Source organism: Rhizobium sp. TH2, assembly GCF_024707525.1.
In the GTDB taxonomy this organism is placed as follows: Bacteria; Pseudomonadota; Alphaproteobacteria; order Rhizobiales; family Rhizobiaceae; genus Rhizobium_E.
This window is the reverse complement of record NZ_CP062231.1, coordinates 1,065,839-1,088,197: the sequence shown is the minus strand read 5'-3', so window position 1 is coordinate 1,088,197 and position 22,359 is coordinate 1,065,839. Positions and strand designations below refer to the sequence as shown.

Genomic DNA, 22,359 nt, shown 5'->3' with positions numbered 1-22,359 from the left:
GTATGCCTCCATGAAAAGGAAGCAAAAGGGCTTCCGAAACACGGAGGAATCCCATGCAAAACATGAGCATTTCTGAAGATTGCTTTTCAAGGTCGAGCATAAATGGCGACCGATTGATCATCCCGAGCATCAATCTCGACGCATCAGGTGAAGAAGACTTCACCTTTGCGATTGCATGATCGGGAGCTCACCGTGTCGAAGTATGTAAAGAACCAAGACAGCAATGCAACGTGGACCATCGACGAGAGCGATGAAACCTGGACACTGAAGAAGGACGCGACGATCACCGTCTTCGGCGACACGATCGAGGTGCTCGAATCGAGCACCGGCAACCACCTGAACGTGTTCGGCGATCTCGACGCCAACGGCGCACTGGCGCGCGGCATCAATGTGGCCGGCGACGACACGACGATCACCATCGGCAAGGCCAGCCGCATCGACGCCTGGACGGGCATCCGCAATGAAGCGGATGGCCTCAGGGTGATGAACCATGGCGACATCGTCGGCAACGTGCAGGGAATTCTGTCGACGACCGCGGCAGTGATCCGGGGCGATGGCGACATTTCGGGCGAGCGCGGGATCGAAACCTATGGCGGTTCCGTCGTCAAGAACCTCGCCGGTGGCGAGATCATCGGCAATTCGATCGGCATTTTGATCGAGGACGGGTACGACAGCCGGGTCATCAACCATGGCCTGATCAGCGGCGCGGATGCCGCAGTCACGATCACCAGCCTCGGCGACAACCTCTTCAGGAACACGGGCACCGTCTCGGGCGACCTCTATTTCGGTAGCGGACGCGACACGATCGACGTTCGCAAGGGCTTCGTGGACGGCGTGATCAACGGTGGCGACGGAAACGACACGTACAAAGTGTCAAGCCACGACACCGAGATCTCGGAGATCCTCGGCTTCGGCACCGACCGGGTCTACTCGACCTCGTCGTTCAGCCTGGAGGACAACATCGAGAACCTGTTCCTCATCGGCAAGGCCGACGGCAGCGGCTGGGGCAATGACGACGACAATGTCGTGATGGGCAACAAGGGTGATAATTCGCTCGCGGGCGGTGCCGGCGACGATTTCCTCGGCGGCGGCAAGGGCGATGACGTGATGAACGGCGACGAAGGCGAGGACATGTTCGTCTTCAAGCGCGGAGACGGCCATGACCGCATCACCGGCTTCGAAGATGGCGTGGATCAAATCTATTTGCCCGAATTCAAGAAGTTCGACTCTTTCGACGATCTCGAGGGCAGGATCAGCCAGCATGGCGCCGACGTCTGGATCAGCCTGGGTCAGGGCGACCGTCTCGTCATCATGAACACCGATATCAGCATCATCGACGAAAACGATTTCACCTTCCAACTCACATCGGTCGCCTAGCGCATTCGTCAGCCCGGCAATGGGGGCCGCATGAGCGGCATCGGCGAACGTGCGCGAACCGGACCAGGAGAAGTTATAGTGGCCAAGAAAGTCATCAGCGAGGACACCAACGAGCAGTGGCAGATCAACGGCGCCGAAAAGACCTGGACGCTCGAGAAGCAAGCGGCGATCACGGTAGCCGGGGCACCCGCGATTGCGCTCTCCGATCAGGATTTCGGCAACACGCTGAAGCTTTTCGGTGATGTCTCCAGTACCGGCGCCGGCATCCATGCGATCGAAGTCGCCGCCTTCGGCACGACAATCCTTATCGGTGAGCATTCCAAGATCAAGGGCGCCACCGGCATCGACAGCGTCGGGGGCGATACCAAGATCGTCAATCGCGGCGTGATCGAAGCCACGGATTTCGGCATCGATACCAATATCAACACCAACATCCGGAACTTCGGCCATGTCTCGGGCAATTACGCGATTCTCGGCCACGGCGACGACTCCCGTGTCGTCAACGGAGCGGGTGGGACCATAGAAGGCGCGACCGTCGGCCTATATGTGGCCAGTGGAGAAGGTGCCGACGTGATCAACAAGGGCACGATCAGCGGACAGGCCTATGCGGTCGTCATCCTGAGTGACGGCGAAAACACCTTCATCAATACCGGCAACGTCGAGGGCGACATCCTGTTCGGCGCCGGCAATGACATGATTGATACCAGGAAAGGCAATGTCAACGGACAACTCATCGGCGGTGACAGCAACGATGAATACAGGATCTCGAAGGGCGATGCGATCATTGTCGAGGAGGCCGGCGAAGGGTATGACGGAGTCCGGTCATCCGCGACCTTCTCCCTCGACGACCATATCGAGGCGCTTTATCTCACCGGCAAAAAGAACGTCAGCGGCTTCGGCAACGACGAGGACAACAACGTCTTCGGCAACCGGGGCGACAATACCCTTGTTGGCGGAGCCGGCGACGATCTCATCAATGGTGGTCGCGGCACGGACGCGATGATCGGCGAAGACGGCTTCGATTCTTTCCTCTTCATCCGAGGCGACGGCAAGGACACGATCGGCGACTTTACCTTCGGCGAAGACATCATCTGGCTGAACAAGCTCGGGAACGTGGATTTCAGCGATCTCGATATCAGCCAGCACGGCGAGAATACGTGGATATCGCTCGGCAAGGGCGACAGGATCGTGCTGTCGGGCATCGATGCCGATCAACTGACAGAGGACAACTTTTCGTTCCTTCCGCTAGGACCGATCTGACTGTTAAAGCGCCGCGACTTGTAAGCTCTACCCGTTGACCAGCGTGCCATGTTGGCCGCTATCCCGCCCCAGCATATCGAACACCGTCGATACGATGCCCTTGCGGTCGAGACCCGCCAGGGCATTCATCGTTTCGGGCTTGGCCTGTTCGACGAACATATCGGGCATGATCAGTGGCCGCACCTTCAGCCGGCCATCGAGCAGGCCTTCATGGGCGAGGAAATGCAGGACGTGGCTGCCGAAGCCGCCGATCGAGCCTTCCTCGACCGTGATCAGCACTTCGTGGTGACGGGCAAGCTGTCGGATCAGGTCATGGTCGAGGGGTTTGGCGAAACGGGCATCGGCGACAGTGGTCGGGAGGCCGGCCGCATCGAGATCCTCGGCAGCGAGCAGCGCGTCGGCCAGCCGCGTACCAAAGGACAGGATCGCCACCTTGGAGCCCTGCTTGACAATACGGCCCTTGCCGATCTCGAGGATCGAACCGCGTGCAGGCAGGTCGACGCCGACGCCTTCGCCGCGCGGATAGCGGAAGGAAATCGGGCCTTCATCATAGGCGGCAGCCGTGCGCACCATGTGCTTGAGCTCAGCCTCATCAGCAGCCGCCATGACCACGAAACCGGGCAGCGTCGCGAGATAGGTCGTGTCGAACGAACCGGCATGGGTCGGGCCATCGGCGCCGACATAGCCGGCGCGATCGATGGGAAAACGCACCGGCAGTTTCTGGATCGCCACGTCATGAACGACCTGATCATAGGCGCGTTGCAGGAAGGTGGAGTAGATCGCCGCGAATGGCTTGAAGCCCTCGGCGGCAAGGCCAGCGGCAAAGGTCACGCCATGCTGTTCGGCAATGCCGACATCGAAACAGCGCTCCGGGAAGACGCTCGCGAGCTTGCCGAGGCCGGTGCCGTCGGGCATCGCGGCCGTGATGCCGATGATCTTCTCGTCGTGGCGCGCTTCCTCGAGCAGCGCCTCGGCGAAGACCGAGGTATAGGCCGGCGCATTGGGCTTGGCCTTGGCCTGGGTGCCGGTGATGACGTCGAACTTGTTGACGCCGTGATACTTGTCGGCAGCCGCCTCGGCGGGCGCATAGCCCTTGCCCTTCTGCGTCACGACATGGATCAGCACGGGGCCAGTGCTGTTATCACGGACATTGCGCAAAACAGGCAGCAGATGGTCGAAGGAATGTCCGTCGATCGGGCCGATATGATAGAAGCCGAGTTCTTCGAACAGCGTGCCGCCCGTGACATAACCGCGGGCATGCTCGACCGCGCGGGTGACGGCGCGATCGACCTTCTTGCCGAGATAGGCGGTCAGCTTCTTGCCGATCTCGCGGAAGCCGAGATAGGTCCTTCCCGTGGCGAGCCGCGCGAGATAGGCGCTCATGGCGCCGGTTGGCGGCGCGATCGACATGTCGTTGTCGTTGAGGATGACGATCAGGCGCGCATCGAGCGAACCGGCATTGTTGAGCGCCTCATACGCCATGCCGCCGGAAAGCGCGCCATCGCCGATCACCGAGATCACGTTGCGCTTCGTGCCATCGAGATTCGTCGCGACCGCCATGCCGAGGCCGGCCGAAATCGAGGTCGAGGAATGCGCCGCACCGAATGGGTCGTATTCGCTCTCCGCCCGGCGGGTGAAGCCCGAAAGGCCGCCTTCCTGGCGCAGCGTGCGGATGCGGTCGCGGCGGCCGGTCAGGATTTTGTGCGGATAACATTGATGGCCGACATCGAAGATCAGCCGGTCATGCGGCGTGTTGAACACCTTGTGGATGGCGATGGTAAGCTCCACCACGCCGAGGCCGGCGCCCAAATGCCCGCCCGTCCGGGAGACAGCGTCAATCATCTCCTCACGCAGTTCGGCCGCAAGCTGGGGCATATCCTTGTCATCGAGCTTGCGAAGATCGGCGGGAAATTCAACCTGATCGAGGATGGGGGTATTCAGCGCTTGTGTCACTTTGGGTCCTGCTCGCCGGGCGGCATATTCGTGCGGCGTTCTATCGTCTCGAAGGCTTTTTTCAACCGCATCAAGGCGCAATTTAGGGCGTCCGGCAGAAATAGTATACATTTTCGTCGGCAAAGCGACGCCGCAAATAGTCGCGGCACCGGATTTCGATTGAATCCGCAAACGCGCCGCGAATGTTCCTATACCACGACAGACCGGATTGCGCGTATAGCGGCAAGCGCCGTTCGCGTGCGGCGGGGATGAGTGAACTCCGGCCATGTCGAGAGTTTGACCGCAACGAAGTCATGCCGGGGATTGATGTAGATCAGTTGCCCGAAGACGCCCCGGCAGATGGCAACCGGTTCGCCTGGCTCTTCGAGCCAGAACTGGTTGTGATAGGCGCCCTTGGGCAGCGCGATGCGGTAATCGCCGCCGAACTTCGCGTGGTCGCCGTTGGGCAGATCGATGATGAAGGACCGCGGCACGATCTGCCGTCCATGCGCCGCGCCGACATTGCAGATGAGCTGCGCGAAACGGGCGTAGTCTCGGAGCGTGGCGTTGAAGCCACCGTCGGCGAGGCCATAACCCGAGGGATCGACGGTGAAATAGGCGTCCTCCTCGGCCCCCATCGGCGCCCAGAGTTCGCGGCTCACCAGTTCCGGCAGCATCAGGCCGGAGACCCTTTGCAGGATGAAACCGATCACGTCGGTCTCGATCGAGCGGTAGCGGAAGGATTCTCCGTGTGCGGCCTCGGATTCCGTGAGTTCCGTAATCAGCTTCCACATCGTGTCCGGCCAGCCCGGTTTCGGCTCCTTCCAGCCGCAGGCGGCATCGACCTTGGCGATGTGGGAATCGGGTGATGTATAAGTTTCGTCGAACAGCACGCCGCTCTGCATGTCCATGACCTGCTGCACGGTAGCGCCGCGATAGGCCGTGTTGGCCAGCTCCGGCAGGTAATGGGTCACCGGCGCCGCGAAATCCAGTTCGCCCCGCCCATGCAGGATGCCCGCAACCGTACCGACGATCGACTTCGCCACCGATTGCGACAGATGCGTCGTGCGCGGTTGCATGCCGTTCATGTAGGTCTCGGTAACGATGGCGCCCTTGTGCAGCACGATGAAGCCATCGGTGAAGCTGGTATCGAGAAATTCGGCAATCGTCTGCCGCGTGCCGTCGGACTCGAATTCGAGACCAGCAAGATTTTGGGGCGCGCTGGCCAGCGGCAGGACCGGGCCGGGGCCGCGCCAGACCTCCGCCGTCGGCACGATCTGGCGCACATTCTGGAAGGTCCAGCGATTATGGGGAGCGCCATCCCATTCGGCACGCGGAATAAGCGGACCACCTGGATTGCGGGGATCGCGATACTGGCTGGGATCGGTCATCTGTCACTCTCAATCAATTGGCGGGCAGCGGAATGAACTCTTCCTCGTCTCCGGGGACGATGTCGAATTTGCCGGTGCGCCATTCTTCCTTGGCCTGCTCGATGCGCTCCTTCGAGGAGGAAACGAAATTCCACCAGATATAGCGCTTGCTGGCCATCGTCTCGCCGCCGAAGAGCATGAGATGACAGGGCTCGTTGCCCCCGACCAGATCAAAGGTTTCGCCCGGCTTGAAGACCAGAAGCTGGTCGGCCTCGTAGGTGACACCTCCGACAACCAGCGAGCCGGACAGGATATAGGCCGCGCGCTCTTCCGCACCCGCCGGGAACGTACAGCGCTTCTGCGGCGCGATGTGGAGATCGACATAGAGTGTATCCGTGGGAACCTTGACCGGCGATTTGAGACCCATGAAACCACCGATCACCACCTTGCCGTAGTAGCCATCATCCGAAAAATCCGGCAGGTTCTCGGCCTCGGCATGCAGGAAGGCCGGATCCATCTCCTCGTGACTGTCCGGTAGCGCCAGCCAAGTCTGCAGCCCGGAGAGCGAGAGATCCTTGCCGCGCTGGTTCTCCGGCGTGCGCTCGGAATGGACGATGCCGCGCCCGGCCGTCATCAGGTTCACGTCACCCGGCTTGATGACCATGCCGGTGCCGAGGCTGTCACGGTGGGTCATCTCGCCGTCGAAGAGATAGGTCACCGTCGAGAGCCCGATATGCGGATGCGGCCGCACATCGACCGCCTTGCCGGCACGTAGAATCGCCGGTCCCATGCGGTCAAAAAAGATGAACGGCCCGACCAGCCGCCGCTTCGAGGAGGGCAGCGCCCGCCGCACCTCGAAATCGCCGAGATCGGTTGTGCGCGGGATGATCAACTGCTCGATGAGATCGACGGCAGTTGCATCTCCGGGTTCCGGGTCTTCGCCGGGGAAGAAGGACATGATGGTTTCCTTCGAAGGACTTTTACCTGATATAGGCGGCCAACGCGCCTTTCGTAATGACATGGTGCATCTCAGACTGGAAATTGCAATGCCCAATCTCATCCGCCTCGACCAGCTTCTCGTTGCCCGCTCTGAATTCGACAGTCGGTCTCGGGCGCGCGATGCGATCGATCGCGGGACGGTGAAGGTCGCGGGCGCCGTTGCCATCAAGGCTGGGCAGATGGTCGAAGAAGACGCTGAAATCACGGTGAATGACCCGGCGCAGGCTTATGTCTCGCGCGCGGCGCTGAAGCTGATCGCGGCGCTCGACCATTTTGGCCTGTCCCCCGAGGGCCTCGACTGTCTCGATGTCGGGGCCTCCACTGGCGGCTTCACGCAGGTGCTGCTCGAACGGGGCGCAAAGCATGTCGTCGCACTCGATGTCGGCCACGCGCAGCTCGATCAGCGGCTCAGGGACGATCCGCGCATCACCAATATGGAAGGATTCAACGCGCGCGAACTGACTCAGGGTGATCTGCCTACGCTAGCGCAAGCGATCGTCTCCGACGTTTCGTTCATCTCGCTGAAGCTGGCGCTTCGTCCCGCACTGGAACTGGCCGAGCCGGGCACCTGGGTCGTTACGCTCGTCAAGCCGCAATTCGAGGCGGGCCGTGATGGCGTCGGCAAGGGTGGAATGCTCAAGGACCCGTCGCAAGCGCCTAAAATCGCCTGGGATATCGAAGCCTGGCTGAATTCGCTTGGCGGATGGCAGAGCCTGGGTGTAATCCCCTCGCCCATCACAGGCGGAGACGGGAACCACGAGTTTCTGCTGGCCGGAAGGAAATCATGAGCACCGAGACAGTCACAATCCATGCGGTCGGCGCCGAGGGCGACGGCATTGCACGCGGCCCCGAGGGCGCGATCTTCGTGCCGTTCACGCTGCCCGGCGAAGAGGTCGCCATCGCGCGCGTCAAGAACCACGGCATGCCGATGTCATGGTCGAAGACCTCGCCGGAGCGCGTCGCCCCGCCCTGCAAGCACTTCGGCCCCGAGGGCAAGGGCGGCGCGTGCGGCGGCTGTTCGCTGCAACATTGGGCCGACCAGCCGTACCAGGATTACAAGCGCGGACTGGTGATCGATGCACTGAAGGCGAAGGGCATCGAGACCGAAGTCGCGCCGCTCTTCCCCTGTCTTCCCGGCGAGCGACGCCGCGTGACGATGACCGCCCGGCTGACCGACAAGGGCGTCGTGCTGGGTTTTGCCCAGGCCGGCACGCACCAGATCGTTCAGGTCGAGGAATGTCCCATCTCCATGCCCATGATCGTCGCCCGCCTGGAAGGCGTGCGGAAGATCATCGGTGCGCTCGGTTCGGGCTCCGAGCCGTTCCGGGTGGCGATCGGCGCGACGCTGTCCGGCCTTGACGTCAACATCCTCGACCTGAAGAAGGTCGATGCGAAAAAGCGGCAGGCGGCGCTCGATATTATATTGAAGGAGAAGGGTTTCGCGCGGGTGTCGATCGATGGCGAGATTCTCGTCGAGCCGCAGAAGCCGATGCTGGATTTCGCGGGCGTCAGCGTCGTACTTCCGCCCGGCAGCTTCACCCAGGCCACGGTGCGGGCTGAGGACGCCATGGCGGAATTGGTGGCCGGCCATCTTGCCAAATCCAAGCGCGTCGCCGATCTCTTCGCCGGTACCGGCACCTTCGCACTTAGGCTCGCCCGTAAAAGCGCCGTCCACGCCGTGGAATTCGATGCGCCGGCGCTTGCCGCGCTCGATCATGCCGCCCGCAATGCACAGGGCCTCAAGCCCATCAGCATCGAACGCCGCGACCTTTTCCGCCGGCCGCTTCTGCCGCTCGACCTTAAATATATCGACGGCGTGTCCTTCGACCCACCGCGCGCGGGGGCAGAGGCGCAATGTCATGAGTTTGCGCGGTCGAAGGTCGCCAAGATCGCGGCCGTCTCCTGCAATCCCGTGACGCTGGCCCGCGATCTCCGCATCCTGATCGACGGCGGCTACAAGCTGAAATCGGTGACGCCGATCGACCAGTTCCTGTGGTCGAGCCATGTCGAGTCGGTGGCGTTGCTGGAGCGGTAACCCGCTCCATTCAGCTGAGGCTTAGATATCCAAGTCCTTGAACAACGCCTGTGAGGTTTCGGTTCGGATTCCCGCGCCGCTTTCGATTTCTTCCATTGCCGCACGGCTAGCGCTGTTTGGTCTGTTCCTGGCGATGGCATGCAGCGCGATCAAATCGTTGGCGATAGCCGCACCCGCGAGCGCGGTTATTTCCGCGTGGTCGAAGGGCGGCGAGACTTCCACCACATCCATGCCGACGACGTTGACGCCTGCGAGATTGCGGAGGATTTCCTGCGCCTGATAGGTCGTCAGGCCACCGGGGACTGGCGTGCCGGTACCGGGTGCTGCGGATGGATCAAGGCAATCGATGTCGAAGGTGATGTAGCATGGTGCGTCGCCGACGATCGCCTTGATCCTGGCGGCGACCGCCTCCGGACCGAGCTTCTGCACCGCGATGGCGTCGATGATGTTGAAGCCGAGCGGATCGGGATTGTGGGTGCGGATGCCGACCTGCACCGAATGGACGGGATCGACCAGCCCGTCCCGCGTTGCATACCACATCATCGTGCCGTGATCGATGCGGTCGCCCTCGTCGGCCCAGGTGTCGGTATGGGCATCGAACTGGATGACGCGCAGCTTGCCGTGCCGGGCCGCATGCGCCCTGAGCAGCGGATAGGTGATGTAGTGATCGCCGCCGAGCGTCAGCAGCGCGCTGCCGGCCTCTAGAATTGCGCTCGCCTGCTCCGTGATGCGGGCCGCGATTTCCGTTGGCCGGCCAGGATCGAACAGGCAATCGCCATAGTCGATCACCGAAAGCTCGTCATAGGGGTCGAAATCCCAGGGCCATGGACCTGACCACGCCATATGCGCCGAGGCGGCGCGCAGGCCACGCGGCCCAAAGCGCGTGCCGGGCCGGTTGGTCACCGCAAGATCGAGCGGAATGCCCCACACCGCCAGATCGATGCCCGTCAGGTCGCGCGTATAGCGGCGGCGCATGAAGGACAGCGCGCCGGCAAAGGTCTGCTCCATCTCCGTTCCGCGATCCGACGGGCGCGTGAAGGCAAGGTCGCCGAGCTTCGGCGTAAGGTCAAGCGGATCGGACATAAGATGCTCCTCGCTTCATATGTCCGGACGCTAGCCCAGCAACATGGCCCGATCAACGCTTCTTCTCGAAGAACGCCTTGTAAAGCGCTGTAGCCTCGTCGGAGCGCAGACGTTCCATGAACAGCACCATTTCCTCGTCCATGCGGCCAAGAATTTCGGCGCGGTCGCCTTTCACCAGCTTTCGCGAGAGCATCAGCGACTGGCGTGGCCGGTTGATGAGGTGCAAAGCCGCCTTCAGCGTTGCTGCTTCGAGTTCGTCCTCGTCCACGACGCTCCAGACGATGCCGGCCTCGCGGGCCTGTTCCGCCGAGAAGCCGATACCGCCGACCAGCATGGCGAAGGCGCGCTGGTGGCCCATGATGCGCGGGCCGAGCAGGCTCGAAGCGGCCTCGGGAACCACGGCGAGATCGGTGAACGGTGTGCGAAAGACCGTGCGCGGCGTCGTGAATGTCAGGTCGCAGTGGAAATTCATCGTCGTGCCGATGCCGATGGCGATGCCATCGACGCCTGACAGAAGCGGTTTTTCGAAATTGGCGAGCGCATGCAGGAAGGCCAGGACATGCGCCGATTCCGGCGGATTTTTGGCGATCTCCATGAAGTCGGCAAGATCGTTGCCGCTGGAAAATATGCCCGGTACGCCGAAAATCACCGCCGCTTTCACCGCCTCATCGGCATTGGCGCCATCCAGCGCATCGGCCATGGCGCGATACATGGCGCGGGTGATGGCATTCTTCTTATCCCGCCGGTGCATGCGAATAACCAGAATGCCGGGATGCGCCGACGGCCGTTCGAGCTTGATGTCTTCGGTCATATGTCCTCTCAGGCCAGGGCAAGGCGGGCGGCGGCCAGGCTTTCGGCGCCATTCATCACGCGGTCCTTGAGGGCCGCGGTCTCGGAAATCAGGTTCTCGGCGGCAAATCGCGCGAGCGCGATACGGGCCGCATCCTTGCCGTCGCCGCCAGCGGCCAGTCCGCCCTTGGCGAGATAGGCGCCGGTCAGCACCAGCCCGAACAGCCGCTGGTAGGGCGTGGCACCCGACAGCGCCTCGATCATGCGGCCTTCGCCTGTTGCAGAGAGCATCCAGTCGGTTGCCTCTTCGAGATCGGCGATCGAGACAGCGATCTTGTCCGCCGTGTTGCCGAAACCCTCGCGGTTGGAGGCGCGGACGGCGGAGGCGATATCCTTGAGCTCGCCGATGAAGGCCCGGACGTGGTTGCCGCCGGCCTGCGGCAGCTTGCGGCCGATCAGGTCGATGGCCTGGATACCGTTAGTGCCTTCATAGATCGGCGCGATGCGGGCATCGCGATAAAGCCGTGCCGCACCAGTTTCCTCTATGAAGCCCATGCCGCCATGGACCTGGATGCCGAGCGAGGAGACCTCGACGCCGGCATCCGTCGGAATGCTCTTAGCGAGCGGCGTCAGCAGGTTCGCCCGATCGAGCCAGAATTGCTTGAGTTCGCCCGTCGAGGCATGCGCCATGTCGACCGCATGCGCACAGGCATAGGCGATGGCGCGAGCACCTTGCGTCACCGCTTTCATGGTCGCCAGCATGCGGGCAACATCGGGGTGCTCGATGATCGGGCTCATGCCCTCGCCCTGCCAGCCCGGTGCGCGGCCCTGCACGCGCTCCTTGGCATAGGCGACGGCCTTCTGGGTCGCGGCTTCGGCGATCGCCACGCCCTGCATGCCGACCATCAGGCGGGCGTTGTTCATCATGGTGAACATGCAGGCGAGGCCCTTGTTCTCCTCGCCCACCAGCCAGCCGATCGCGCCGGGCTCGTCGCCGAATTTTCCGTCGCCATAGATCATCGTGCAGGTCGGCGAGCCGTGGATGCCCATCTTGTGCTCGAGCGAATGGACATGGACATCATTACGAGCACCGAGCGACCCATCGTCATTGACGAGGAATTTCGGCACGACGAACAGCGATATGCCACGAGATCCCGCCGGCGCATCCGGCAAGCGGGCCAGCACCAGGTGCACGATATTGTCGGTGAAATCGTGCTCGCCATAGGTGATGAAGATCTTCTGCCCGAAGATGCGATAGGTGCCGTCCGGTCGGCGCTCTGCGCGGGTCTTCATCACGCCGAGGTCGGAGCCTGCATTGGGTTCGGTGAGGTTCATCGAACCCATCCATTCGCCCGACACCATTTTCGGCAGGTATTTCGCCTTGATCGCATCGGAGGCATGTGTCTCGAGCGCCTCGACAGCGCCGATCGTCAATGTCGGGCCGATGGCGAAACCCATCGCGCCGGAATTCCACATTTCGAAGGTCGCGACCAGCAGCATGTGCGGCAGCGCCTGCCCGCCGAACGCTTCCAGCCCCGCAAGCGCGTTCCAGCCGCCCTCGGCCCAGGCCTTGTAGAGGGCTGCCCAGCCGTCGGGCGTCTTGACGTTGTGATCATCGAGGGTGGCGCCCTGCTTGTCGCCGACCTCGGCAAGCGGCGCGATTTCATCGCTGGCGAAGCGGCCGGCTTCGGCTATCACGGCATCGACAATGTCTTCGGAGAGGTCGCCCAGTTTGCCGGACGAGAGCGCATCATTGAGACCGGCCACATGCTTCAAGGTGAAGAGAATTTCCTCGATCGGCGCCTTGTACATGCCCACTCCTCCCTGATTCCACCACCAGATTAGGGACAAGACCAGATCAAATCCAGCGAACCCTTTATGACAGCGCTAAATGCTTTTTACGTAAACGTCAATATTCGGATAGCGCTCGGTGCGCCGTTACACAACTGTCACAAAACCTGCCTAAGGCTCACGAACCAATCGCTTTCCGCAGGACAAGTATGGAGCTTCCCGAAACCCGTATTCCCGGCCTCGTCTGGGCGCATCTCTTCGCGCCGGACACCGGAAGCTGCCAGCGCGTACCGCCCGTTTCGACGATAGAGGACCTGCTCGCGCAGGATGGCTTCGTCTGGCTGCATCTTGGTCTCTCCGATGCGCGGGTGCCGGCGCTGATCGCCGGCCTGCCGGGGCTTACATCAGACGCCTATCAGGCGCTGATCAGCCGCGATGCGCACGCGTCGCTATCGGCCACGCGAGAAATGATCTGCGGCACGCTGGTCGACTTCCAGCGCGATTTCGATGAAATGTCGTCCGAGATCGGCTGGCTGCATTTCGCGGTGACGGACAAGCTCATCGTCACGACGCGGCTGCATCCGCTGCGCAGCATCGACCAGGCCCGCGCGGCGATCGAGAAGAGCGGCCGGATCAGCTCACCGCTCAACGTGCTCGGGGCGTTGGTCACCGAGTTCCAGCGCACGGTGGTGACCCTGGTCCCCGAGATCAACGAGGAGCTCAACCTGATCGAGGACTATGTTTACGAAGACGCCGAGAGGGACGAGACCCGCAAGCTGGCGCCCGCACGGCGCACCATCGTCAAGCTGCACCGGCATCTGAGGACCGAACTCGCGCTGCTGCGCCGCGTGACCACCGCCGACGAGGACGAAATCCCCGATGGTTTCGACGATATTGCGCGGCAGCTCAGCGACCGGATCGAAACCGTCGAACGCGATGTGTCCTCATTGCAGGAACGGGCGCGGCTGCTGCATGAGGACATCGATTCCAAGGCGGCGCGGCAGACCAACCGCCACCTCTACATCCTGTCGATCCTGACCGCCTTCCTGATGCCGCCGACCCTGGTGACCGGCTTCTTCGGCATGAACACCGAAAACCTGCCCTTCGCGCATACCGACGGGGGCACGATGTTTGCCGCCATCATCATCATGGCGTCCATCGGCCTTGCTTGGTGGCTGCTTCGCCGGTTCAAGATACTGTAAGCCGATGGCGGAGATTACTGGCAGTTGGAGAAAACCCCGGCCGGCGCCGTATCGCTCTGAATGCAGAAAATCCCACCCCAGTGATAGCCGACGCCCTGCGGCGTGCGGACCTTGAACCACTTGTAGCCGTCCATCCAGACTTCGGGGTCTTGCAGCACTTCCACGGAATCGCCTTCCTGGACGCTTCCGACCTTGGAGAATTCCTGGCCTGGACCCGAACGCAGCACACCGCCATAGGACGTGCCATAGAGATTGACGGCGCTGTAATTGCTGTCCTGCGTCGCCTCGCGCTCGCCCTCGATCATGGTCTGGACCGCGCCTGTGCAAGCGGAACCGAGATTGTTCCACATCGCCTGGTCATTGAAACAGTCGCTGATGGTCTGGTTGTCGCCGCAAATCTCCCGCGCGCGCTGGGAACAATATTCCTCCGACTGGGCATATGCGGCGGACCAGAACAATCCTGCCGACACGATAGCCAGCAAGCTCATGCCAACCGTCTTCATCATAGCCATATCTTTCCGAAACAGCGTCAGCGCCGGCTGACAGTCCTCCCCTTGGCGCCCGTCGCCGGAAGCCGTGCAGAATTCATGGAGAACTATCGCGGCCAGTGCAATGCCCCGTCACGCGCTACGACCGAAGCCCCCGAAAAAAGTCCCGAATGGCCGCAACTCGGGCCGTCGCAATCGCAACTTCGCTAAACTTTTATCCAAGCGGCTAAACGCTCTGAAATCTATGCGTGTTATTGCTGGGCTGACGATGAGAGGATAGTCGCCATGTCGATGCCAAATTCCGCCGGCAGCAGCTTTGCCAACCCCGAATTCATCGCCGGCCGTCCGGACGATGTCACGCTCGTGGATGCGCCGATCAATCCCGAATGGATCGTCGAGGGCAATCCGCGGGCGCGCGCCGGGCTGCATTCGCCGAGCATCGATGGCAACGCCTCCACCCATATCTGGGAATGCACGGCAGGCACCTTCTGGTGGACCTTCCACGACGAGGAAACCGTCTTCATCCTCGAAGGCCAGGTGCGGGTGACGACGCCGAGCGGCCAAACCCGGACGCTTCAGCCCGGCGACATCGCCTATTTCGCCGAGGGCACCAAGGCGCTCTGGGATATCGACGACTATGTGAAGAAGGTCGCCTTCTGCCGCAAATCCTCGAACCCGATCAAGCAGCTCCGCGCCATGCTGGGCCGCATGCGCAGGGTAGTGGTCGGCGAGGTCGTATCGGTTCGCGTGCTCGGCACGATCGGCGTCGCACTGCCGCTTTGAGCTGCGATTCCTGCCACATTCCGGCCAATTTTAGCAACTCGTAATCAAGGCTGGCGCTTTAAGCCTTTGATAAGTATATTGCCACAGGATCGTCACATTGTGACGGGATAGGGCGGCAATGTTCAAATCTACTGTAATAGCGTTCGCGCTTGCTGCGATTCTTGGCGCAGGCATCTCTCATGCTGCCGATAACGAGCCCTGGACCAAGGCGGAAACCGCCCTGGTTATCGATGCCTATGAACTCAACGCCATCGAATGGGACAAGCTGGTCGCCAACAAGCGAATCGCAGGATTCGTCTCAAAGGCTTCCGACGGCTTGCCCGAAGTCTACGATTGCTCGCGACCGCACAAGGGCGACACGGTCAACCACTGCAAGACGATGTGGCGCAAATATGCGGTGAGCCGCGAACTCCACCAGACGCGCCGGATGCTCGCCAAGGCCAATGGCATGCTCTGGGGCGCCTATCACCTCGCCCGGCCGGGCAATCCGGTCGACCAGGCCAACCACTTCCTCGACTATGCCGATCCCGGCGAAGACGATCTGATGGTGCTGGATCTCGAAAGCCTCGACGACAAGCAATTCATGTCGCTCGCCGATGCCGAGATCTTCGCCGGGCACATCAAGGCGCGGACCGGCCGCTATCCGATTCTCTACACCAATCACGACACGGCCCGCTACATCGCCACGCGTCGCGAGCAATATGCGCTGCTGTCGCGCCTGCCGCTCTGGTATGCCCGCTATAAACCCGAGATCAAGGGCGTATTCCCGATGGGCAACTGGGAAAACTACATGATGTGGCAGTTCTCCTCGCTGACCAATTGCGGCAAGAAGAGCTGTCCGATGCGGATCGAGGGCACGCGAGATGACATCGACGTCAACACCGTGCCGATGACGAAGGTGGAACTCGCCGCGATCTGGAAGCAGGGCGGATTGCTGCCCGTCAGGCCACCGGAATTGCAATATCTCGTGCGCGCCACCGGCACGCTCGGTACCAGCGCGATGCCCCAGAATCACGCGATCGCAGAGGCATCAGTGCAAAAGCGTCAGCCGGTGCTTACGGCTCTGAATTATCAGGATTTTTGACCGCCGCTTCGCACCTGCGGTAAGCCTCGCGAAACCATGCGGACCTAGCCTTTAGCAAGTTCTTAACCATGCCCAGGCTAGAGTGTTGTAATGTCCGACCAGAAGTCAGCCATGTCCAAATTGCAGTATGTCGACCAGGAAAGGCCGGCAGCTGTGAAGCAGACAGCTCATTCGGACTTTCTGCGCACCGGCCGCATCGACCGCTCACGCCCCAACTGGGCGCCCGACGAGAAGCGCTATCTCACCTATGAGGAAGTCGCCGAGCGCACCGGCAAGATCCTGACCGCGGCGGGCGAAAAGACCCATGAGCGGCTCAACACGTTCCACCGTTCGATCCAGTTTCCCAAGCTGGTCTTCCACCGCACGCTCACCGGCACGCCGCATCTCGGCTACTGTCACGTCACTGCGGCGAAATCGAAGTTCGCGGAATATTCCGACGTGAACTGGGCCTTCTACATTGCCAATTTCTTCGCCGATATCGCCTCGGACGACCTGAAATTCGAACAGATCAATATGCGCGCCGAACGGATGTATTTCGCCGTCGCCATGGAGAACAACACGGGCAAGAAGCTCGTCCTCGACAAGAAGGTGCGCGGCAACGGCATCCTCTTTCGCACCAACGATCCCAAGACGGCGCTGAAGAACGTGCTGCTTCTCGGTGCCAAGCAGGAAGCGCTGCGGAAGGTGATCCGGGCGATGTAACGTCGCCCTGCCGGCAGTCCGCTTGGCAAAGCGGCTCGCGGGCGATATAGCCGGTCGCACTTCACCAAGCGAAGGCGGACATGGCCGAAATCATCGACATCGGACGGGAACACAGCCAGGCGCTGGCGCGCGGCTGCCAAGTGCTCGAAAGCGCCGAGCCGGTGGCGATCCCAACCGAGACGGTCTATGGGCTGGCCGCAGATGCCACCAATCCGCAAGCGATCGCCCGCATCTATGAGGTCAAGGGCCGGCCGCGCTTCAATCCGCTGATCGCGCATATGTCGGACCTCGCAATGGCCGAGCGCCATGCGGTCTTCGACCCCCTGTCGCGCAAGCTCGCCGAGGCGTTCTGGCCGGGGCCGCTGACGCTGGTCCTGCCGCTCCATGCCGACAGCACCATTCATCCGCTGTGCACGGCGGGGCTCGACACGGTGGGCGTCCGGGTTCCCCAGGGTTTTGCCGGCGAGCTGATCGCAGCCTTCGGTCATCCGCTGGCCGCGCCCAGCGCCAATACTTCAGGCCGGGTCAGCCCGACGGACGCCGGACATGTGCAAGGCGATCTCGGCGACAAGATCCGGCTTATCCTCGATGGCGGGCCAGCCGGCGTCGGCGTCGAAAGCACGATCCTCAAGATCGAAGGCGATACGGTCAGGCTGCTCAGGCCCGGTGGGCTGGCGGTGCGCGCGATCGAGGCATGTATTGGCCGGAAGATTATCCGTCAGGACAAGGCCGCGCAGACAGCCATCGAAGCACCCGGCATGCTGGCTTCGCATTATGCGCCGAGGGCCGATGTCCGGCTCGACCGGCTGCATGTCGAACCGGGGGAAATCCTGGTCAACTTCGGCAACCAGCCGATCGCGGGGCTGGATGATGCGATCGCGATCTTCGATCTCAGTCCGCAGGCGTCGCTCAGCGAGGCGGCGGCCAATCTCTTCTCGATCATGAAGATGGCTGATCAACTGCCGGCGCGCGCCATAGCCTTTGCGCCCATCCCGCACCACGATCTGGGCGAAGCGATCAATGACAGGATTGCGCGCGCCGCGGCCCCGCGTCCCGAGGTGAGTTATGAAGACTGAGCTTATCGAGCGTTTCGCCGCCATCGTCGGGCCGGCTTATGCCATCACCGACCAGCAGGCGCTTCTCCCGCATCTGGTCGAGACGCGCGGGCTCTATCACGGCGCTTCACCCCTGCTGCTGAAGCCTGCGAATACCGCTGAAGTCTCTGATATCCTGACGCTTGCGAGCGAAACCGGCACGGTGATCGTGCCGCAATCGGGCAATACTGGACACGCCGGCGGCCAGACGCCGCGCGAGGGCCATGAAGACGTGCTGATCTCGCTCGAACGGATGAACAAAGTGCGCGAGGTCGATCTCGCCGCGAACACGATGACGGTCGATGCCGGCTGCATTCTCGACAACCTGCACAAGATCGCCGAGGAAAACAGCCGCATGTTTCCGCTGTCGCTGGGCTCGCAAGGAAGCTGCCAGATCGGCGGCAATCTCTCAACCAATGCCGGCGGCACGCAGGTGCTGGCCTATGGTAATGCGCGCCATCTCTGCCTCGGGCTGGAAGTCGTGCTGCCGACGGGCGAAATCTGGGACGGGCTGCGCAAGCTCAAGAAGGACAATACCGGCTATGACCTGCGTGACCTCTTCATCGGTGCCGAGGGCACGCTGGGGGTGATCACCGCCGCCGTGCTGAAACTCTTCCCGCGCCCACGCGGGCATGAAGTGGCGTTTTGCGGGCTTGCGAGTGCGGAGAATGCGCTGGCCTTCTTCCAGATGGCGCAGGATGTCTGCGGCAATGCCCTGACCGGCTTCGAGCTGATGGTCCGGCTAGGCGTCGAATTCACGCTGCGCAACATCCCCGGCGTCCGCGATCCGCTCGCCTCACCCTATCCCTGGTATGTGCTGGTCGATATCTCGACGACCGACCACGAGGACAGTGCGCGCCAGATGATGGAGGCGCTGCTCACCGAAGCCTCCGAACGCGGCTTGGTGCTTGACGCATCCATTGCTTCATCGTCCACACAGGCCCGCGCCTTCTGGCACATGCGCGAGAGCATGTCGGAAGCGCAGAAGCCCGAAGGCGGGTCGATCAAGCATGACGTCTCCGTGCCCGTCTCGAAGATACCGGAATTCATGGCCGAGGCCGAGAAGGCCGTGCTGGCCTTCATACCAGGCGCCCGCGTCTGCGCCTTCGGCCATCTCGGCGACGGCAATATCCACTACAACATTTCCCAGCCGGTCGGCGCCGACAAGCAGGCCTTCATCGCCCAGTGGCGCGACGTTAACAAGATCGTTCATGGACTGGTGCTGAAGTTCAACGGCTCGATCTCCGCCGAGCATGGCATCGGCCAGCTCAAGCGCGATGAGCTTGCCGCGATCCGGCCCGCGATCGAGATGGACCTCATGCGGCGGATCAAGCGGGCCTTCGATCCCGCCCACATCATGAACCCGGACAAGGTGCTGAAGGTCTGATGGGCGAGATTATCCGCACCAATCTGAGGCTGACTTTCCCGGACGGCGCGCCATTGAGCCACGGCAAGGCGGAACTGATGGAACTGATCCGAGAGACGGGCTCCATCAGGCAGGCGGCCGTGCGGATGGACATGTCCTATAGGCGCGGCTGGCTGCTGGTCGATGAGCTGAACCGCATGTTCAAGCAGAGCGTCGTGGAGACCAAGCATGGCGGCAAGAGCGGTGGCGGCGCTGCACTGACCGCGTTCGGCGAGGAATTGCTCAAGCGTTTCCGCGCCATGGAACAGCACACGATGACGGCGCTGAAGGCCGATCTCGACTGGCTGGCGGCGAATGCCAGCCCTCAGGCCGAGCCCGGCCCATCGGGCGCCGATGCCGATACGTGATAGACGCTGCCGCTATCGACGGTAACGGCCTTGAACAGCGCATAGACGGCCACGCCGGGCGCCAGACCCAATCGCTCGCATGAGAGCAGCGTAATGCGTGCCATCAGCCGCTGGCCGTCGCAATCCATTTCCACCAGCATATAGGGGCCATCTCGCGTGATCGCGGTGATGGTGCCGGGAAGATGGTTGAGCGCGCTGATATTTTCGGGCTTCTGCAACGCGATCATGACATCGGTCGATGACACGCGGACACGGACGGCGGTTCCCTCGGGAAGATCGATGGGCTGCAACGTCACCACGGTGTCGCCGATCTCGGCGATCGACAGGCCGTAATACTCCTCCTGTCCGATCATCCTGGCTTCGAGCACCGATTGCGGCGCGATCGAATCGGTCACAAATGAAAGCTCCGGGAAAATGTCCACGGGTGCTCCCTCGGCACGCACCCTGCCCTCGTCGAGCAGCACCACGCGGTTGGCAAGACGGGCGACTTCATCGAGCGCATGGCTGACATAGATGACGGGTATTTTCACCACATCGCGGATGCGCTCGATATAGGGCAGAATCTCCTGCCGCCGGGCGCGATCCAGTGCCGAAAGCGGCTCGTCCATCAGGATCAGCCGGGGAGCCGAAAGCAGCGCTCGTCCGATCGCCACACGCTGCTTCTCGCCGCCGGAAAGCGTCGCCGGTCGCTGGTCGAGCAGCCGCTCGATGCCGAGAAGATCGACCACTTCGGGTTCGGAAATGCTCCGCTCCGCCTTCGGCGAAAAGAAGCGGCCATAGAGTAGGTTCTGCCGCGCCGTCATATGCGGAAACAGGCGTCCTTCCTGGAAGACATAGCCGATGCGGCGGCGATGCGGCGGCACGAATATACGCTGGCCGGTGTCGTTCCAGACAATGCCGTCGAAACTGATGACGGCGTCATCGGGTCGTGTCAGCCCGGCAATCATCTGCACGAGCGACGTCTTGCCGGAGCCGGATGGACCGAACAGTGCGGTCACCCCGCCGCCGGCGGTAAACGCGGCATCGACCTGGAAATCGCCCTGCCGGTGGCGCACTTTGACCGAGATCATGACGCTGCCCCGAGGCGGCGAGCGGCGAACCGAGAGACCGAACCTGCCAACAGAATCGCTGCGAAGGATATGGCAACCGAAAAAAAGGTCAGGCGCAGGGCCATGGGTTCGCCATCGGGGTCCTGTAGTAGGGAATGGATCGCGGAGGCCAGCGTCTGGGTCTCCCCGGGGATCGCCGAAACGAAAGTGATTGTGGCGCCGAATTCGCCTAAAGCCCGCGCGAAGGACGTCACGACGCCTGCGATGATGCCCGGCAGGCTGAGCGGCAGGGTCACCGTCAGGAACACCATGAAGCGATTGGCGCCGAGCGTGCCGGCGGCGGATTCAAGCCGCTTGTCGATCGCCTCCATCGAAAGCTGGATCGCTTGTACCAGCAGGGGAAAACCCATGACGGCGGCCGCGACCGCCGCCCCCGTCCAGCGGAAGGATAGCACTATGCCGATGCTTTCGAGGAAGCCGCCGAACAGGCCTTTCCGCCCGAAGGTCATCAGCAGGAGGTAACCCGTGACGACGGGTGGCAGGATCAGCGGCAGGGCGACGATGGCACTCAGCACCGCCTTGCCGTAAAAGCGCCCGCGCGCTAGGACATAGGCGACGAGGATTCCGAACGGCAGGCTGACGGCGACGGCAAGCGCCGCCACCTCGATGCTCAACCTGATTGCCGTCCATTCTTCTTCGCTGAACCCCATTCTTCAAGCATTCACGAAGAGGCGAGAGTCGTAAAGCCCGCTCTCTTGAAGATGTCAGCGGCTTCCGGGCCGAGCAGGAATTTCATGAACGCGTTCCTGGCCTCATTGGTCGATGCCGCTACGGGTGCGACCGGATAGATGATCGGGGAATGGCTGTCCTCGCCGAAGAAATCCACGATCTTCACTTGCCTGTCGGCCTTGGCGTCGGTCTCGTAGACGATGCCGAGCGGTGCTTCGCCGGATGAGACGAGCTTCAGCGCGGCGCGCACATTGTCGGCACCCGCCACCTTGCCTTCGACATCGGCCCAGACGCCGTAGAATTTCAGCGATTCCTGGCCATACTTGCCGGCCGGCACGCTCTTCGGGTCGCCCATGGCGAGGCGACTGTCACCGAGTGCTTCGGCGAGCTTGAATCCCTTCTCGATCTTGATCGAAGCCTTGGAATCCTTGGCGGCGACCAGCACGAGACGGTTGCCGAGCAGGTTGACGGCTTCTTCCTTCCTCACGGCGTTTTTCTCCACCAGATAGGTCATCCACCTGGTGTCAGCCGAGATGAAGACATCGGCCGGCGCAGCGGCTTCGATCTGCTTGGCGAGTTGCGAGCTCGACGCATAGGAAATGACGACCTTGGTGCCGTTCTTTGCTTGGAAAGCTTTGGCGACATCATCAAGCGACCCTTTCATGCTGGCGGCGGCGAAGACGACGAGGTCGGCGGCCTTGGCGGGCGCCACCGAGGCGAGCCCGAGCATCGCGGCCGTGAGGAGCGAAGACATGAATGTGCGGCGTAGCATGAAGATCTCCCGTTCCAATCGTTATATCCGAACGAATATATCGATGA

The 22,359-nt window shown here is 62.0% G+C and carries 21 protein-coding genes; 11 read left to right on the top strand and 10 right to left on the bottom strand.

The annotated features are described in order from the left end of the window. The first annotated feature begins 192 nt into the window (after positions 1-192). Positions 193-1,377 carry a calcium-binding protein gene (locus tag IHQ71_RS05530; RefSeq protein WP_258160953.1) on the top strand — a complete coding sequence of 395 codons (1,185 nt, stop codon included), beginning with the start codon at positions 193-195 and terminating at the stop codon, positions 1,375-1,377. 78 nt (positions 1,378-1,455) lie between these two features. Continuing rightward, positions 1,456-2,637 carry a calcium-binding protein gene (locus IHQ71_RS05525; RefSeq protein ID WP_258160952.1) on the top strand — a complete coding sequence of 394 codons (1,182 nt, stop codon included), beginning with the start codon at positions 1,456-1,458 and terminating at the stop codon, positions 2,635-2,637. Positions 2,638-2,664: 27 nt separating this feature from the next. Here IHQ71_RS05525 and dxs read toward each other — a convergent pair whose 3' ends face one another. The 3 genes from dxs to IHQ71_RS05510 form a co-directional block, all read right to left on the bottom strand. Next, entirely contained in the window at positions 2,665-4,590 is a 1,926-nt protein-coding gene (gene dxs / locus IHQ71_RS05520; protein WP_258160951.1) for a 1-deoxy-D-xylulose-5-phosphate synthase, read from the bottom strand. Positions 4,591-4,778: 188 nt separating this feature from the next. Then, positions 4,779-5,960 carry a serine hydrolase gene (locus IHQ71_RS05515; RefSeq protein ID WP_258160950.1) on the bottom strand — a complete coding sequence of 394 codons (1,182 nt, stop codon included), beginning with the start codon at positions 5,958-5,960 and terminating at the stop codon, positions 4,779-4,781. 13 nt (positions 5,961-5,973) lie between these two features. After that, complete coding sequence (locus IHQ71_RS05510; protein WP_258160949.1) at positions 5,974-6,897, bottom strand: pirin family protein; 924 nt, start codon at positions 6,895-6,897, stop codon at positions 5,974-5,976. 88 nt (positions 6,898-6,985) lie between these two features. Here IHQ71_RS05510 and IHQ71_RS05505 point away from each other — a divergent pair, with 88 nt between their 5' ends. Both IHQ71_RS05505 and IHQ71_RS05500 read left to right on the top strand, forming a co-directional pair. Beyond that, a complete protein-coding gene (locus tag IHQ71_RS05505) occupies positions 6,986-7,726 on the top strand; it encodes a TlyA family RNA methyltransferase (RefSeq protein WP_258160948.1) in 741 nt (246 codons plus the stop codon). After that, the gene (locus IHQ71_RS05500) at positions 7,723-8,973 is read left to right on the top strand and encodes a class I SAM-dependent RNA methyltransferase (protein ID WP_258160947.1); all 1,251 of its coding nucleotides are present in this window, start codon (positions 7,723-7,725) and stop codon (positions 8,971-8,973) included. Before IHQ71_RS05505 ends, IHQ71_RS05500 begins: the two co-directional genes overlap by 4 nt. A 21-nt stretch (positions 8,974-8,994) precedes the next feature. On the opposite strand, the gene speB is transcribed toward IHQ71_RS05500, so the two are convergent. The 3 genes from speB to IHQ71_RS05485 are packed head-to-tail and all read right to left on the bottom strand — an operon-like array spanning position 8,995 to position 12,657. Then, positions 8,995-10,056 (bottom strand): agmatinase, encoded by a 1,062-nt coding sequence (gene speB / locus IHQ71_RS05495; protein ID WP_258160946.1) that lies wholly within the window; start codon positions 10,054-10,056, stop codon positions 8,995-8,997. A 52-nt stretch (positions 10,057-10,108) separates the two neighbouring features. Continuing rightward, a complete protein-coding gene (locus tag IHQ71_RS05490) occupies positions 10,109-10,867 on the bottom strand; it encodes a crotonase/enoyl-CoA hydratase family protein (protein ID WP_258160945.1) in 759 nt (252 codons plus the stop codon). 8 nt (positions 10,868-10,875) lie between these two features. Then, a complete protein-coding gene (locus IHQ71_RS05485; protein ID WP_258160944.1) occupies positions 10,876-12,657 on the bottom strand; it encodes an acyl-CoA dehydrogenase in 1,782 nt (593 codons plus the stop codon). A gap of 188 nt (positions 12,658-12,845) precedes the next feature. Between IHQ71_RS05485 and IHQ71_RS05480 the strand changes: the two genes are divergently transcribed. Next, on the top strand, positions 12,846-13,838 hold the full coding sequence (locus IHQ71_RS05480) for a transporter (RefSeq protein ID WP_258160943.1): 993 nt from the start codon (positions 12,846-12,848) through the stop codon (positions 13,836-13,838). 14 nt (positions 13,839-13,852) lie between these two features. Here the strand turns inward: IHQ71_RS05480 and IHQ71_RS05475 are convergent, their stop codons facing one another. Then, positions 13,853-14,344: an SH3 domain-containing protein gene (locus tag IHQ71_RS05475; protein ID WP_258160942.1), complete on the bottom strand. Its 492-nt coding sequence runs from the start codon at positions 14,342-14,344 to the stop codon at positions 13,853-13,855. A gap of 267 nt (positions 14,345-14,611) precedes the next feature. Between IHQ71_RS05475 and IHQ71_RS05470 the strand changes: the two genes are divergently transcribed. From IHQ71_RS05470 to IHQ71_RS05445, 6 genes are all read left to right on the top strand, one after another. Next, entirely contained in the window at positions 14,612-15,109 is a 498-nt protein-coding gene (locus tag IHQ71_RS05470) for a cupin domain-containing protein (RefSeq protein WP_258160941.1), read from the top strand. 118 nt (positions 15,110-15,227) lie between these two features. Beyond that, positions 15,228-16,193: a glycoside hydrolase family 25 protein gene (locus IHQ71_RS05465; protein WP_258160940.1), complete on the top strand. Its 966-nt coding sequence runs from the start codon at positions 15,228-15,230 to the stop codon at positions 16,191-16,193. 111 nt (positions 16,194-16,304) lie between these two features. Further along, positions 16,305-16,895 (top strand): DUF6656 family protein, encoded by a 591-nt coding sequence (locus IHQ71_RS05460; protein ID WP_258160939.1) that lies wholly within the window; start codon positions 16,305-16,307, stop codon positions 16,893-16,895. An 80-nt stretch (positions 16,896-16,975) separates the two neighbouring features. Continuing rightward, on the top strand, positions 16,976-17,971 hold the full coding sequence (locus IHQ71_RS05455) for an L-threonylcarbamoyladenylate synthase (protein ID WP_258160938.1): 996 nt from the start codon (positions 16,976-16,978) through the stop codon (positions 17,969-17,971). Next, positions 17,961-19,376: an FAD-binding oxidoreductase gene (locus IHQ71_RS05450; RefSeq protein ID WP_258160937.1), complete on the top strand. Its 1,416-nt coding sequence runs from the start codon at positions 17,961-17,963 to the stop codon at positions 19,374-19,376. The genes IHQ71_RS05455 and IHQ71_RS05450 overlap by 11 nt, the downstream gene beginning before the upstream one ends. Next, on the top strand, positions 19,376-19,762 hold the full coding sequence (locus IHQ71_RS05445) for a winged helix-turn-helix domain-containing protein (RefSeq protein WP_258160936.1): 387 nt from the start codon (positions 19,376-19,378) through the stop codon (positions 19,760-19,762). The genes IHQ71_RS05450 and IHQ71_RS05445 overlap by 1 nt, the downstream gene beginning before the upstream one ends. Here the strand turns inward: IHQ71_RS05445 and modC are convergent. Genes modC through modA form a run of 3 tightly spaced genes read right to left on the bottom strand, consistent with a single transcriptional unit; the run spans position 19,720 to position 22,312 of the window. Further along, the gene (gene modC, locus IHQ71_RS05440; protein ID WP_258160935.1) at positions 19,720-20,832 is read right to left on the bottom strand and encodes a molybdenum ABC transporter ATP-binding protein; all 1,113 of its coding nucleotides are present in this window, start codon (positions 20,830-20,832) and stop codon (positions 19,720-19,722) included. The two genes, IHQ71_RS05445 and modC, sit on opposite strands and share 43 nt — an antisense overlap. Next, positions 20,829-21,521, bottom strand: a complete 693-nt coding sequence (modB, locus tag IHQ71_RS05435; RefSeq protein ID WP_258160934.1) for a molybdate ABC transporter permease subunit — start codon at positions 21,519-21,521, stop codon at positions 20,829-20,831. The genes modC and modB overlap by 4 nt, the downstream gene beginning before the upstream one ends. Positions 21,522-21,532: 11 nt before the next feature. Continuing rightward, entirely contained in the window at positions 21,533-22,312 is a 780-nt protein-coding gene (gene modA, locus IHQ71_RS05430; RefSeq protein WP_258160933.1) for a molybdate ABC transporter substrate-binding protein, read from the bottom strand. Positions 22,313-22,359 lie beyond the last annotated feature (47 nt).

Coding starts and splice junctions, on each gene's coding strand:
- IHQ71_RS05475 (WP_258160942.1), bottom strand. CDS start 14,344: ATGATGAAGACGGTTGGCATGAGCTTGCTGGCTATCGTGTCGGCAGGA.
- IHQ71_RS05445 (WP_258160936.1), top strand. CDS start 19,376: ATGGGCGAGATTATCCGCACCAATCTGAGGCTGACTTTCCCGGACGGC.
- IHQ71_RS05505 (WP_258160948.1), top strand. CDS start 6,986: ATGCCCAATCTCATCCGCCTCGACCAGCTTCTCGTTGCCCGCTCTGAA.
- speB (WP_258160946.1), bottom strand. CDS start 10,056: ATGTCCGATCCGCTTGACCTTACGCCGAAGCTCGGCGACCTTGCCTTC.
- modA (WP_258160933.1), bottom strand. CDS start 22,312: ATGCTACGCCGCACATTCATGTCTTCGCTCCTCACGGCCGCGATGCTC.
- modC (WP_258160935.1), bottom strand. CDS start 20,832: ATGATCTCGGTCAAAGTGCGCCACCGGCAGGGCGATTTCCAGGTCGAT.
- IHQ71_RS05465 (WP_258160940.1), top strand. CDS start 15,228: ATGTTCAAATCTACTGTAATAGCGTTCGCGCTTGCTGCGATTCTTGGC.
- IHQ71_RS05480 (WP_258160943.1), top strand. CDS start 12,846: ATGGAGCTTCCCGAAACCCGTATTCCCGGCCTCGTCTGGGCGCATCTC.
- IHQ71_RS05455 (WP_258160938.1), top strand. CDS start 16,976: ATGGCCGAAATCATCGACATCGGACGGGAACACAGCCAGGCGCTGGCG.
- IHQ71_RS05470 (WP_258160941.1), top strand. CDS start 14,612: ATGTCGATGCCAAATTCCGCCGGCAGCAGCTTTGCCAACCCCGAATTC.
- IHQ71_RS05485 (WP_258160944.1), bottom strand. CDS start 12,657: ATGTACAAGGCGCCGATCGAGGAAATTCTCTTCACCTTGAAGCATGTG.
- IHQ71_RS05460 (WP_258160939.1), top strand. CDS start 16,305: ATGTCCAAATTGCAGTATGTCGACCAGGAAAGGCCGGCAGCTGTGAAG.
- IHQ71_RS05515 (WP_258160950.1), bottom strand. CDS start 5,960: ATGACCGATCCCAGCCAGTATCGCGATCCCCGCAATCCAGGTGGTCCG.
- IHQ71_RS05510 (WP_258160949.1), bottom strand. CDS start 6,897: ATGTCCTTCTTCCCCGGCGAAGACCCGGAACCCGGAGATGCAACTGCC.
- modB (WP_258160934.1), bottom strand. CDS start 21,521: ATGGGGTTCAGCGAAGAAGAATGGACGGCAATCAGGTTGAGCATCGAG.
- IHQ71_RS05500 (WP_258160947.1), top strand. CDS start 7,723: ATGAGCACCGAGACAGTCACAATCCATGCGGTCGGCGCCGAGGGCGAC.
- IHQ71_RS05490 (WP_258160945.1), bottom strand. CDS start 10,867: ATGACCGAAGACATCAAGCTCGAACGGCCGTCGGCGCATCCCGGCATT.
- IHQ71_RS05450 (WP_258160937.1), top strand. CDS start 17,961: ATGAAGACTGAGCTTATCGAGCGTTTCGCCGCCATCGTCGGGCCGGCT.